The sequence below is a fragment of the Bacillus cereus group sp. BfR-BA-01311 genome (assembly GCF_022664295.1).
Classification (GTDB): domain Bacteria; phylum Bacillota; class Bacilli; order Bacillales; family Bacillaceae_G; genus Bacillus_A; species Bacillus_A cereus.
Genome location: NZ_JAKUHC010000012.1, coordinates 71,126 through 84,250 on the forward strand (window position 1 = coordinate 71,126; position 13,125 = coordinate 84,250).

Below are 13,125 nucleotides of genomic sequence, written 5' to 3' on the forward strand. Positions count from 1 at the left end.
TAGCTGAGAAAGAGCGGTATACATCTTAACGAAAAAAGACTTGGAGCTGCGCAAGGAACTAATTTATTTAGGGATGGTGCGACGGATTCTCCCGTTATAGAGATAGGGTATAAGCATATTTTGCCGTACCTGAAGAGGTTAATATGGTGACATATTAACAAACTGAGGTGGTACCGCGAAGCTAACAACTCTCGTCCTCAAGATGAATAATCTTGGGGGTGGGAGTTTTTTTATTGCATAAAACTGAAAATGCGAAAACAAAAAATAATCGAGGTGAGTAATATATGCATTGGGCGTATGAAGTAGCACATGAATTAATTAGGAAACATCCAAATAAAGAAATGTTTGTTTGTGCATCTGGAATTAGTCCGTCAGGTTCTGTTCATATTGGGAACTTTCGTGAAATCGTAACGACTTATTTCGTAGTAAGAGCACTTCAAGATTTAGGGAAAAAGACTCGTTTTATATTTTCGTGGGATGATTATGATAGGTTTAGAAAAGTTCCAAAAAATATTGATCCATCTTTTGCAAAGTATATTGGTATGCCATACTGTGATATTCCAGATCCGTATGGATGTCATAACTCGTATGCGGAGCATTTTGAAAAAGAGTTTGAAAAATCGCTTCAAGCATTTGGAATTGAAGTAGAATTTATTTATCAACATGATGAATATAGAAGCGGAAGGTATAACGAAAATATATTAGAGGCCTTGTATAAACGAAAAGAAATATATGATATTTTAATGGGTTTTAAAACTAGAGAGTGTAGTGAAGAAGAGCGAGAGAGCTTTTATCCAGCTACATTATATTGTGAGAGATGCGGAAAAGATACAACAACTATTACACATTTTGATGAAGTATTAAAAACAGTCCGGTATGAATGTGAATGCGGAAATGAAAAAGAGTTATCCGTATTAAATACAAATAAAATGAAACTAAACTGGAAAATCGATTGGCCGATGAGATGGATGATAGAGGATGTTATTTTTGAACCGGGCGGTAGAGATCATTCATCAGAAACGGGTAGTTATAATGTATCAAAAGAAATTGCAAGGAAAATATTCAATCGAGAAGCGCCTCATTACGTTGCTTACGATTTTATTGGTATTAAAGGGAATCATGAAAAAATGTCTAGTTCTTCAGGGAATAGTATTACACCAAGCAATTTATTGAAAGTGTATATACCAGAAGTAATTCTCTTTATGTTTGCAAAATACAAACCAGGCGCTGCTTTTCATATTGGGTTGGATGAAGATGTGATTCGTAATTATACAGAGTATGAGCGATTGAAAGATAGTTATGAAAATAAAACGCTCAAAAATGAAGATTTATTTGATGCAATTAAAATCTCTAGAGTTGATAGTGAGATTAAAGAATATCCGAAATTTAATCAAGTAGCAGGAACGTTACCATTATTAAATTTTGATTCAACTATTTTACAGGGGATATTAAAGAAAATAGATAGGAGCTATGCATTAGATGAAATGAGAGCGATAAGTAATCGCGCAGAGTATTGGATAAGAAACTTTCAATCTGAAAAATTAATCGCGGTAAATGAGGAGAAAAATGCAGAGTTTTACTACACATTAGATGAAAGGCAGAAAGAATGGCTAGTAGAAGTTTGTAAAATACTTCGTTCTAATAAAGATTACTCTAACTTAATGGAGCAATTATATGCGATTTGTCATCATGAAAATAAAAAAATAATGAAAGAAAATCAAAAACAATTATTCACTATTATATATAAGCTCATTATGAATCAATCAAATGGTCCTCGTATACCATTATTAATACATGTAGTAGGCATAGAAAATTTCATCACACTATTAGATTTCTAAAACACAGTTAAAAGCAACGCAAGTACCAAAATTTCTAAGTACTTGCGTTGCAAATTTTACTATCGTGAATACATTTTCGGACATTCATCACCACTTGGTTCATAAAAACAATGGCTTTTAAACTGTCCTACAAATGGCTGATTATACCATTCAGGCGGACAAGCTCCAACTGGACGGAAATACCAAAGAGCCCATCGTGCAGGCCAGCGCCATTGACCTTGTAAAACTTTTCGTGCGATTTCTTTTTCTGATTCACGAGCGCGTTGGTAAAAATATCCATATTGTACTGCTTCAAATCCGCCGGGTCTTTGATATACAGCGTCTCGTACGGTACGGAGTTGTTTAAAATCTAAGCAATCACAAAATACACGGTTTACTACAACGCATCCAACTAACTCCTCACCTTGGCGACCTTCGCCTTCAGCTTCAGCACGAATTAATCGAGCTAGTAAATCAACATCACTTTCGTTGTATGGAATAAGGGGCATAGTGATACCACCTTTCTGTTATAGTAAAGAGTGTATGTTATAAAACAATCTGCGTGCTTTTTTACATAAAAATAACATTTAATTTTAAGAGGAGCTTGTATAAAAAAAGCTAATTAGTAATAGTAGATAAATATAAAAGGGAGAGGTATTATGTATCGAATTCATAAAGACCATATCATTTACTCAATGTCACCAGAAAATAAGCCGTGTATGGAAGTAGAAATTGGGAGCAGTCTTGTATTTGAAACATATGATTGCTTTGAAAATCAAATCGATTCTGAAGATGTTGTGTTACAAGAATTAGATTGGAACCGAATTAATCCAGCGACTGGACCTGTATATGTTAAAGGAGCAGAACCTGGCGATATATTAGTCGTAACGATTGAAAAAATTGAAATTGCAGAGCAGGGCGTTTTAACTACAGGTGCAAACCTTGGTGTAATGGGTGATGAGTTAAATGAAAATACAGTGAAAATTGTCCCAATACATAATGAATATGTTTTGTTTTCAAGTGAACTACAAATCCCGATTAATCCAATGATTGGGGTAATTGGTACTGCACCGAAAGAAGAGAGCATTTCATGTGGCACACCGCATGATCACGGCGGGAATATGGACTGTAAAGAAATTAAAGAAGGAACAACATTACTACTACCAGTTAATGTCCCAGGAGCACTATTAGCATTAGGTGATTTACACGCAGCAATGGGTGATGGTGAAATTGGTGTTAGTGGTGTAGAGGTTGCTGGTGAGGTAACGGTAACAGTTCAAATTATAAAAGGAAAACAATGGCCATTACCAATGGCTATTCAAAAAGAAAAAATGATGACGATTGCTTCAGAGAAATTGTTAGATGATGCAGCAAATCGTGCTGTACGTAATATGGTGACATTTTTACATGAAGAATTAGCAATGTCTAAAGTTGATGCAACGCTTTTATTATCGGCAGTAGGTAATTTAAAAGTTTGCCAAGTTGTGGATCCGCTGAAAACAGCGCGTATGGAACTAGGAATGGATTATGTGGAGAAACTAGGATTTACTTTTAGTAAATTTCATATTAAATAGATAAGGGACGAAAAAGGATACTTTTGTATAAAAGCATCCTTTTTTTAATTTACTGATTTTGTGAAAAGAGGTAGTATTTATTTTATATAAGTATATTTGAGATTGTGGATTAAAAAGGAGTTCAATAATGGTCAAAATTATGATTGTAGAAGACGATATGAAAATTGCAGAACTATTATCGACACATGTTGCGAAATATGGTTATCAAGGAGTTATTGTATCGGACTTTCAAAATGTATTAAACATTTTTTTAGAAGAACAACCAGAGTTAGTTTTATTAGATATTAATTTACCGAGTTTTGATGGGTACTTTTGGTGTCGTCAAATTCGGGGAGTTTCAACATGTCCGATACTATTCATTTCGGCCCGTGAAGGCACGATGGATCAAGTTATGGCGTTAGAAAACGGTGGCGATGATTTTATTCCGAAGCCTTTTCATTATGAAGTTGTAGTGGCGAAAATTCGTAGTCATTTAAGGCGTGCATATGGAGATTATGCACCGAAATTAGAAGAACGAATGATTGAACAACAAGGTCTTTGTTTATATCCCGAAAGACTTGTATTGAAACTTAGAAATGACGAGATTGATATAACGAGAAACGAAGCCATTTTATTAGAGACATTAATGAAAAATTATCCGCGTGTTGTGAGTAGAGAAGTGTTACTTAATAAATTATGGGATAGTGAATCTTATGTTGATGATAATACATTAAGTGTAAATACAACACGTGTGCGTAAAAAGTTACAAACGTTGCATATAGAAGGTGCGATTGAAACGATTCGTAGTGTTGGATATAGATTTCATATTACTTGGGATAATGGTATAGAAAAATGATAAGGTTGTTTATACGTGATCATATACCACTTATTTGCTTTACCATAATTCAACTACTAGCTATATTTCTCGTATATTGGTTTGATGGGCATAATCATATTACAACGGCGTTATATGCAATGTTTCTAGGTGTTTTCTTTATGGGAAGTTATTTAGTGTTTCGTTATTTTACACATCGTTCTTTTTATGAGCGCCTAGCAAACCCGATGCAATCTTTGGATGAATCTGTTCAAAAATCTGATTTTGCAGCTGTATCGGCTGCTCTTCAAGAACTACTTGAGGTGCAATATCGACATTATCAAAATCAGCTGCAAATACAAGAGAGAAAAAATAATGACCATTTAACCTTTATGAATCAGTGGATTCATCAAATGAAAACACCTTTATCTGTAATAGAATTAATTACACAGGATGAAGTAGATTCACGTTTTGAAAGTATAAATGAGGAAACTGATCGATTAAAAAAGGGATTAGAAATGGCTCTGTATGTCGCACGTTTAGAAGCATTTACACAAGATTTTTATGTAGAAAGAGTACAACTACATAAAATAGTGAATGATTCGGTACATGAGCATAAACGTTTCTTTATCCGGAATTTTGTATATCCAGAGCTTGAAATTGATAAGGACATTACTGTAGAAAGTGATGCGAAATGGTTACAATTTTTAATCGGACAAATACTATCGAATGCGATTAAATATTCATCAGGTAGTAGAGAGAAAATTAAAGTGAAAGCTTGTAAGGAAGGTAATAATGTTATACTTGAAATTGCTGATAATGGTGTAGGTATACCGAAGCAAGATTTACCAAGAGTATTCAAACCTTTCTTTACAGGAGAAAACGGTAGAGATTTTAAAGAATCAACTGGAATGGGGCTATATCTCGTATATGAAATTACGAAGCAATTAGGACATAGTGTAGAAATCTATTCAGAAGTTGGTAAAGGTACCGTTGTACGTATTATATTTTTTAATGTGTAAAATGACTCAGGCTAAAGAACTTTTGAAATAAGTTTTTTAGCCTTACTTTATATGGATTAAATGAAATGATATACAAGACTGGTATGATTCTAATAAAAGGTCGTGTAAGTATGTGTAATGACACAATAATAAATAAGGCTGTTAAATGAGAGGGATTTAATAATTTATTAATATATAAATAGTTTATTGTAAGAAAAAAGCTCGCCCTTTAAAAGAGCTAGCTTTATGAATTTTAATTAAGTAAACAAACTTAATAATTTATATCCAATTAATCCCAAAATAGTGATAGGAATCATCATTAAGAAAGAAGAAATTCGATGAGCATTAGAGCGTTCTAATACAAGAATCAAGATAATCCCGACTATGACTTCGGTATATCCAACAGGTAACATGTGACTATAGTCTTCAAAATTTAAAAGAATGTGAAGTCCATCTGTTACAAAAACTCCACTAATAAGTGAGCTTCCGAATTTATGAAGTGGATTTGTAGTATCTTTCCATAGAAAACCTGCAATTCCAAAGATAGTTCCTCCTATACATGCACATACAATCCATACAGATATAAAATAAATAGAGTGAGCTATATTTTTAATAACTATTGCATAACCATAGTAGCCTAATACCATTCCGAATAGTGCAAGGATACCAGAAAGTATAGCTGTACGCTTAGAATAACTAAAGCTAGCCACAAAAAAGGATGGAACTAACCAAACGCTTCCTAGATTAGCTAATGAATTCCAATGTCCAGGAAGTATACTTTGCCCCAATTTAGTTAGTATACCAACAATTATCCCTACTATAATCGGGATGAGAAAAATCATTAAAAACATATTTAACTTTGTGATTTTTAATGTCCTGTCCATAAAATCAATCCTTACATTAATATTTTCTGTAAAAATATAATAGCTTATTACAAGGGGGTAATCAATAAAAAATTATCGATAAACAATAATTTATTGTTGGGTAATGAATAATATTTTGTTTTTATACAAAATTTATCCCGCTTTAATGGGCAGTAAGCCCCCCACCTCAAAATTCAGCGAAAGCAAAGAAATTAGGTGGGGGTCGGGCTGCCCATTAAAGTCCGATTGGTTCAACTAATAATCAGTGGGGATGAAGAAAACCCCCACTGATTAAAGTTTCACTTTATATAAGAGAGAGTGCTTAGAAGTTTACTATTGGGGAAATCTAAAGGACGTAGTACAATCAATGTAATTTGTGTTTGTTCAATATGAAGCTAAGAAATGATAAATAAGCCTAAAAGAAAGCAATCTTTTTAACAGCACAAATAATTGCATTTACTCATACAGTACTAGTATGGTACAATATGGTTATTAATGATGGAAAGGAATGATGGGTGGACGATGATTAACTAATCTTATTTTTAAATGTTGAAATTCAATAAATTTCAATTTCTAAAAAATAGGATTAGTCTGCCCAATTCCAAACAACGGTATTGCTATTTATATTGCGCAATAGCTTATTTGGGTATAAATAATGTAATGACTAATCCTGCCAAATTTATTTGGGAGGATTTTTTTATTCTCCCTTAATGAAAGGGATCGATATTTATGAAAGAACTATTAAAATTAAATGATGTTTATGTTGAAATAAAAGAAAATATGTTGTTAGAGAAAATGAATGTGACAGTAAAACAAGGGGATGTTATCGGATTAATCGGTAAAAATGGTGCTGGTAAATCAACGTTACTTCAATTAATAAATGGGAAGATTGAACCTTCAAAAGGTACTGTTGAATGGATGCAAATGAATATGACAACAGCATATGTTGAGCAAGAAATAGAATCTTTTATTAGTAATGATGTAATTGCAAAAGAAGCAGAACTTCTTGCGAAATGGGGCGTGCCAACGAACGATTTTCATACTTTAAGTGGTGGTGAAAAGCTGAAAATTCGATTAGCAAAAGGATTTGCTGAAAATCCTAATGTCTTAATATTAGACGAACCGACAAATCATTTAGATGAGATCAGTACGGGATTTCTCATTAAACAAATAAAAAACATGAAAGGTACAGTTATCGTTGTATCGCATGATCGATATTTTTTAGATGTTGTCGCAACAAAAATATGGTCAATTGAGGACAAAAAATTAATTGAGCATAGTGGTAATTATACGAGCTACATGAAAGCACGTGAGCAAAAAAGAAAGTCGCAGCAGCGTGAATATGAAAAGCAGCAAAAAAAGATAGAACAAGTAGAAACACATATAAAAGAATTGAGTTCATGGTCACAAAAGGCACACGCGCAGTCTACAAAACAAGAAGGTGTGAAAGAATTCTATCGTGTAAAAGCGAAGCGAATGGATGCACAAGTGAAGTCAAAACGAAAACGACTTGAAAAAGAGCTGGAGAAAGCGAAAGTAGAACGTGTGAAAGAAGAGTATTCAGTTGAGTTTTCTATTCAAGCGAACAAAAAAGTAGGAAAACGTTTTTTAGAAGTGAAGCAATTAAAAAAAGACTTTCATGGGAAAGTATTATTTGAAAACGTTAATTTTACAATTCAGCACGGTGAGAAAGTTGCGATTGTTGGATCAAACGGTAGTGGGAAAACAACATTACTGAAGATGATTATGGGAACGGAAACTGCTGAAGGAGAAATATGGATTTCACCATCTGCGAACATCGGCTATTTAACACAAGAAGTTTTTGATTTACCGCTTGATAAAACACCAGAAAATTTATTTTTTAAAGAGACGTTTGAAGAAAGAGGAAAAGTCCAAAATTTAATGAAACATTTAGGGTTCCAAGCTGCTCAATGGAAAGAGCCGATTGAGCATATGAGTATGGGAGAAAGAGTAAAATGTAAGCTAATGGCTTATATTTTAGATGAAAAAGATGTACTCATTTTAGACGAACCGACGAATCACTTGGATCTACCTTCACGTGAACAACTTGAAAATACATTAGCTGAGTATAACGGAACATTAGTAATTGTATCTCACGATCGATATTTTCTGGAGAAAACAACTAACACAAAACTCGTGTTTTCAAACAATACGATACAAAAGCAGCTAGAAGAACCTACGAAAACAAGAGATGATATTGAAGAGCTACGTTTAACGCTAGAAACAGAGAGACAAGAAGTATTAGGGAAATTAAGCTTTTTAACTTCTAACGACAAAGAATATAAAGCACTGGATGAACGGTTTATGGAACTTACGAAGCAGATTAAGGCACTATAATGTATTTGTAAGCGTGATTAAGGGGGATGGTTACATTCCCATCAAGCTAATCAAGTAAATTACTAGATACGAAATGTGAGAACTACGACTAACATAGATGATCACATATTAAGACTAGGAATATTTAAGAAAACCACAAATGAATTTATTGGATGGTGCTGCACAGGTATGAAAGAAGAACTCCCTTCACCAAACAGAGAGATAATGTATGCTATCTCAAATGAACATCAAAATCATGGCTATGCTACAAAAGCGACTAAAGGTTTAATTGACTTTTTGTTTAAAGAAACAAATTTAAATGTCCTTAACGCAATTGCTTTAATTAACAATGTAGCATCAAATAAAGTTATTGAAAAATGCGGGTTTATTTATAAGACCCAACAGAGGATAGAAAATCAAATATATAATCATTATATATTGAGAAAATCTGAGTGGATAAAAATATAACGTTGGGTAGTAAAAGACCGATAGCAATCGGTCTTTTACTCATTTATATAATAAAGATTTATTATACATTATATTTCCTACTACTATACAATTATTATAAGATAGTTATGCGTTAATTTTAGTTTGAAAATGGTTTTATTATCAGTTTTTTTCAGAAATCTTACAAGCGTGTAAGATAAATGAAAGACGAATCAATATGAGCTGTAAGACAATTCATTTACACTCTGTTATGAGACGTGCAAATGAAGGGAGAATATACATGGAAATTTTACATGCAAAAAGTATTAGTAAAGTATATAAAGGAAAAGTACCTTATAAAGCATTAGTAGATATTGATTTATCAATTCAAGAAGGTGAATTTGTGGGAATTATGGGGCCATCTGGTAGTGGAAAAACAACGTTATTAAATATGGTATCTACTATTGATTCTCCATCATCGGGAGAAATTTTAATAAATGGTACAAATCCTTTCCAATTATCATCAGAAGATTTAGCGTTATTCCGCAGAAAACAATTAGGATTTGTTTTTCAATCATTTAATCTTCTTAGCACACTTACTGTAAAAGAAAACATCGTATTGCCGATGACTTTAGATGGTATTTCCGTGCAAGAAATGAACAAGCGATTGGAAGAGATTGCAGAGAAGTTAAATATTACAGATATCTTGAATAAAAGAACGTTTGAAATATCAGGGGGACAAGCTCAAAGAACAGCAATCGCTCGCGCAATCGTTCATAAGCCGCAATTATTACTTGCAGATGAACCAACAGGGAACTTGGACTCTAAATCTTCAAATGATGTAATGGAGATGCTGGATACTCTAAATAAAGAAGAAAAAGCAACGATGATGTTAGTTACACATGATCCGTATGCAGCGAGCTTTTGCAGCCGAGTAATCTTTATTAAAGATGGTCAACTATATAACGAAATTTATTGTGGTGAAAGTAGGCAAACTTTTTATCAAAAGATTATGGATGTCCTTTCTTTGTTAGGAGGGAAAAGGCATGACTTTTCGTCAGTTCGCATTTAATAATATTTTTCGCAATAAGCGTACATATGCTGCCCATTTTTTAAGTAGTGCATTTTCTATTATGATTTTCTTTACGTATGCTCTTTTATTATTTCATCCTGATTTACAAGGTGAGTTGAAATCGACAAGTGCAACAATAAGTGCATTTGGTACATTGGGATTTTCAGTTTCGCAAGGATTGATTTTTGTATTTTCATTTTTCTTCATTTTATATTCAGTTAGTTCGTTTTTAAAAACGCGTAAGAAAGAATTTGGCGTTTTAATGATGCAAGGTATGTCAATGAGACAGCTTAAGAAATTATTATTAATTGAAAATATGTTGATTGGACTTGGTTCAATTTGTATAGGGATTTTCATTGGACTCATATTTTCTAAACTAGTCTTATTGATAAGTGCAAGTGTACTAATGATTAATAATGGTTTACCTTTTTATATACCAGTGCGGGCTGTATTATTAACAGTTATCACATTTCTTTTCTTGTTTTTAATTGTTTCATTATTTACATTTAAAATGATAAAAGTAACGGAACTTGTGGAACTTATTCGAGCAGAGGAAAAGCCAAAACCTGAACCGAAATCTTCAGTTTTATTATCAATGCTTTCTTTAATTAGTATAGGATATGGATATTTTTCAGTATTTCGCTTCATACCAAGTACCAATTTTATTACGCTTGGAATAGGTGTGCTCTTAGTAATTATAGGAACGTATTTTTTATATACACAGTGTAGTGTTTATATATTGCACCTTGCTAAAAGGAGAGAATCTTTCTTTTTAAAGAGAACAAATATATTAACATTTTCTGAATTAATTTACCGTATGAAAGATAATGCAACGATGTTTTTTATAGTATCTATTGTTTCAGCGGTTGCATTTACAGCAATTGGTACAACAGCCGCAATTGGAAATAGGGATTTGGTAAGGATGACAAATCCCTATACATTTTTGTATGGAAGTTTTGAAAATGACAAAGTATTGAATAAAAATCTTTCTATTATAAAAAAGCATCTTTCTGATGCTAATATTCCGTATCGAATGGCTTCATCTTCATATATATACACAGAAAATGGCATAAATGTAATGAAGTTAAGTGAATACAACGATCTTGCTAAAGCACTAGGCTATCAACAAGAAACAATTGAAAAAGAAGATGAAATTTTATTAATTCCTGGAGTCGTATCACAAAAACAAGAATTTAAAAATGGCGAGTATAAAAAGAATATAGAAGTCATTCAAGGCGATTGGACAAAGACATTTCATGTGAAAAAAGCTGTAGAAAATTTAGTTTTACCACATGATTCTAGAACTATTTATATCGCTGTTCAAGATCAGGTATATGATGGAATACCTCTTACTAGTGACCCAGTTAATAAAGAAATTCCATATCGTACTTACGGATTTGTTGTAGATGATTGGATAAAAACGAAAGAGATTTCCAATCAATTAAAGAGTATATTCGATAAAGATCTTAGGGACAGAGATTTCTACTTTGAAGCTTTAACATTAAACTTGTTGGAAGCAAAGCAAAAGAATGGTTTATTACTTATGGTAAGTATTTTAGTCGGAATTGTCTTCTTTACATTCGCCGCTAGTTTTATTTATTTCCGATTATATACAGATTTGGATCGCGATCAACAGCAATATAAAATGATTTCGAAAATGGGATTAAGTAAAGGTGAGTTAAAAAAAGTTGTAACGAGACAGTTATTATTAATGTTCTTTTTACCAATTGTCGTTGCAGCGATTCATACTGTAGTCGCTTATATAGCATTACAGCAATTAGTCGATTTTTCTATCATAAATAGCTCTATCGTTATTTTAATTTCATTTATATGTATACAAGTTTTATATTTCTTTATAACCCGTTGGCGTTATCTGCAAAAGCTTTATAAGGTTATGGAGCAATAGAATTTATTAGTTTGTAAGACTACAATAAAGTATGTAGAAAAATGAACTGTATAATGAAAGGAAACGAGATGAAAAGAACTTTAACTATTTTTATGTTAACGATACTACTATTAATAAGTTTTAGTGCATGTTCTAAAAAGGAGAATCCATTTCCTGCAAACGGTGTATTAATCATTGGAGATGAAAATAATATTTCACCAATTATTAATCGTTATCAGGAAATTACGGAAGAAAATGAAGTGTTTTCTGTGAAAACAGGGGAAGTTGGAAATGTTTTAATTTTAAATGAATCTACAGCACAAGCATTGATTAAAGAAAAACTTTTTCGAAAACAAGATAGTGACTCCAATTATATTATAGATACGTTACCGAAATTCCCAAAAGAAGGGTCGCTATTATTTACAAGTGAAGACAATAAGACTATGAAAAGTATTAAAATAGGAGAGGAAGAGATTCCTGTTACATACGATAGTGATGCTTGGATAGGTAACAATCGTAAATATTCAACGGAATGGTATATGATTGTAGCAAAAAATAGTGTGTATAAAGAAATAAAAGCAAATGAAATGAAAATGCATCTTCTTCATTTGAAAAAATCTCTAGGTGACGAAAAACCTAAAATGTCAACAGATAATACATTGATTAATGAAAAAGTCAAAGTAAAAAAGTTAATTAAAGGTTTGGAAGGAGAAGTATCTTTTCAATTTGTAACGATTGGCGAAAAACCTTAAAAAAGAGTTCGGAGTTGATAAAAATTTCATCAGCTTCGAACTCTTTTTAGTTTATAGACAGATCAATTATTATGCTTTACATTACTTCATTTAATCGAGTCTCGTTTGTTTCCTCAATCCCATTTGAATTTTGAACTGAATTATTTTGGGCTTCTTTTTCTTTACGAGCCTTTTGTAGCATTTCAAGTATAATCCATAAAGGAACACCTTTATCTTTTAGCATCTTCCATAAATCTAATTCATTAAATTTATGCTCAGGCTGTTTCATTTCTTTTTCAGATAAACGAATATCAAACTTGATAGGATCATTTATTTTCTTACTTTCAAGTTTAGTAGAAGAGATAGTATTATGCTCAAGATTAGATGGAGTTATTTTAGTAGGTTGAGACAATGTATGAATATTTGATCCGATTTGCATGATTTTTCCTCCTTTTCAAGCAATGAGATTAGTTTTCTTATGGTTTTTAAATCTTTTTAACATGAGGAAACTATATCTAATTATAAATCTAAATAAATAGATTTACAAGTTATATTGTAAAAAGTAAATATTTACTTGAATTAATATTTATCAACATTTGTATATGTTTTCTATATATACAAAGTAT

11 protein-coding genes, 1 pseudogene and 1 other annotated feature (1 of these 13 running past the window's edge) are annotated in these 13,125 nt (G+C 32.1%); of the genes and pseudogenes, 9 read left to right on the forward strand and 3 right to left on the reverse strand.

Annotation, left to right across the window (positions count from 1 at the left end; translation table 11 throughout):
• Window positions 1–202, forward strand: a binding site (T-box leader) (it extends 55 nt beyond the left edge of the window).
• Window positions 203–284: 82 nt separating this feature from the next.
• Window positions 285–1,838 carry a lysine--tRNA ligase gene (lysS, locus tag MR136_RS22380; RefSeq protein ID WP_098127267.1) on the forward strand — a complete coding sequence of 518 codons (1,554 nt, stop codon included), beginning with the start codon at window positions 285–287 and terminating at the stop codon, window positions 1,836–1,838.
• A 59-nt stretch (window positions 1,839–1,897) separates the two neighbouring features.
• Here the strand turns inward: lysS and MR136_RS22385 are convergent, their stop codons facing one another.
• A complete protein-coding gene (locus tag MR136_RS22385) occupies window positions 1,898–2,326 on the reverse strand; it encodes a cell wall hydrolase (protein WP_025687953.1) in 429 nt (142 codons plus the stop codon).
• A gap of 150 nt (window positions 2,327–2,476) precedes the next feature.
• Between MR136_RS22385 and MR136_RS22390 the strand changes: the two genes are divergently transcribed.
• The 3 genes from MR136_RS22390 to MR136_RS22400 all read left to right on the forward strand — a co-directional run bounded on the left by MR136_RS22390 (window position 2,477) and on the right by MR136_RS22400 (window position 5,206).
• On the forward strand, window positions 2,477–3,391 hold the full coding sequence (locus MR136_RS22390) for an acetamidase/formamidase family protein (protein WP_103622052.1): 915 nt from the start codon (window positions 2,477–2,479) through the stop codon (window positions 3,389–3,391).
• Window positions 3,392–3,518: 127 nt separating this feature from the next.
• Window positions 3,519–4,226, forward strand: coding sequence for a response regulator transcription factor (locus MR136_RS22395; RefSeq protein ID WP_000238994.1), 708 nt, complete (start codon window positions 3,519–3,521; stop codon window positions 4,224–4,226).
• Entirely contained in the window at window positions 4,223–5,206 is a 984-nt protein-coding gene (locus tag MR136_RS22400; protein WP_033686943.1) for a sensor histidine kinase, read from the forward strand. Before MR136_RS22395 ends, MR136_RS22400 begins: the two co-directional genes overlap by 4 nt.
• 236 nt (window positions 5,207–5,442) lie before the next feature.
• Here MR136_RS22400 and MR136_RS22405 read toward each other — a convergent pair whose 3' ends face one another.
• A complete protein-coding gene (locus MR136_RS22405; RefSeq protein WP_000376264.1) occupies window positions 5,443–6,069 on the reverse strand; it encodes a DUF6518 family protein in 627 nt (208 codons plus the stop codon).
• A gap of 708 nt (window positions 6,070–6,777) precedes the next feature.
• On the opposite strand from MR136_RS22405, the gene abc-f reads away from it, so the two are divergent.
• From abc-f to MR136_RS22430, 5 genes and pseudogenes are all read left to right on the forward strand, one after another.
• Complete coding sequence (gene abc-f, locus MR136_RS22410; RefSeq protein ID WP_098584565.1) at window positions 6,778–8,406, forward strand: ribosomal protection-like ABC-F family protein; 1,629 nt, start codon at window positions 6,778–6,780, stop codon at window positions 8,404–8,406.
• A gap of 75 nt (window positions 8,407–8,481) precedes the next feature.
• A pseudogene (locus tag MR136_RS22415) lies at window positions 8,482–8,853 on the forward strand (GNAT family N-acetyltransferase); the annotation flags it as partial.
• A gap of 259 nt (window positions 8,854–9,112) precedes the next feature.
• Window positions 9,113–9,883, forward strand: coding sequence for an ABC transporter ATP-binding protein (locus MR136_RS22420; protein ID WP_000404279.1), 771 nt, complete (start codon window positions 9,113–9,115; stop codon window positions 9,881–9,883).
• Window positions 9,858–11,789, forward strand: coding sequence for an ABC transporter permease (locus MR136_RS22425; protein ID WP_000144162.1), 1,932 nt, complete (start codon window positions 9,858–9,860; stop codon window positions 11,787–11,789). The genes MR136_RS22420 and MR136_RS22425 overlap by 26 nt, the downstream gene beginning before the upstream one ends.
• Window positions 11,790–11,857: 68 nt before the next feature.
• Window positions 11,858–12,520, forward strand: coding sequence for a lipoprotein BA_5634 family protein (locus MR136_RS22430; protein WP_000831686.1), 663 nt, complete (start codon window positions 11,858–11,860; stop codon window positions 12,518–12,520).
• Window positions 12,521–12,596: 76 nt separating this feature from the next.
• Here MR136_RS22430 and MR136_RS22435 read toward each other — a convergent pair whose 3' ends face one another.
• Window positions 12,597–12,938 (reverse strand): DUF3914 domain-containing protein, encoded by a 342-nt coding sequence (locus MR136_RS22435; protein ID WP_001165493.1) that lies wholly within the window; start codon window positions 12,936–12,938, stop codon window positions 12,597–12,599.
• Window positions 12,939–13,125 lie beyond the last annotated feature (187 nt).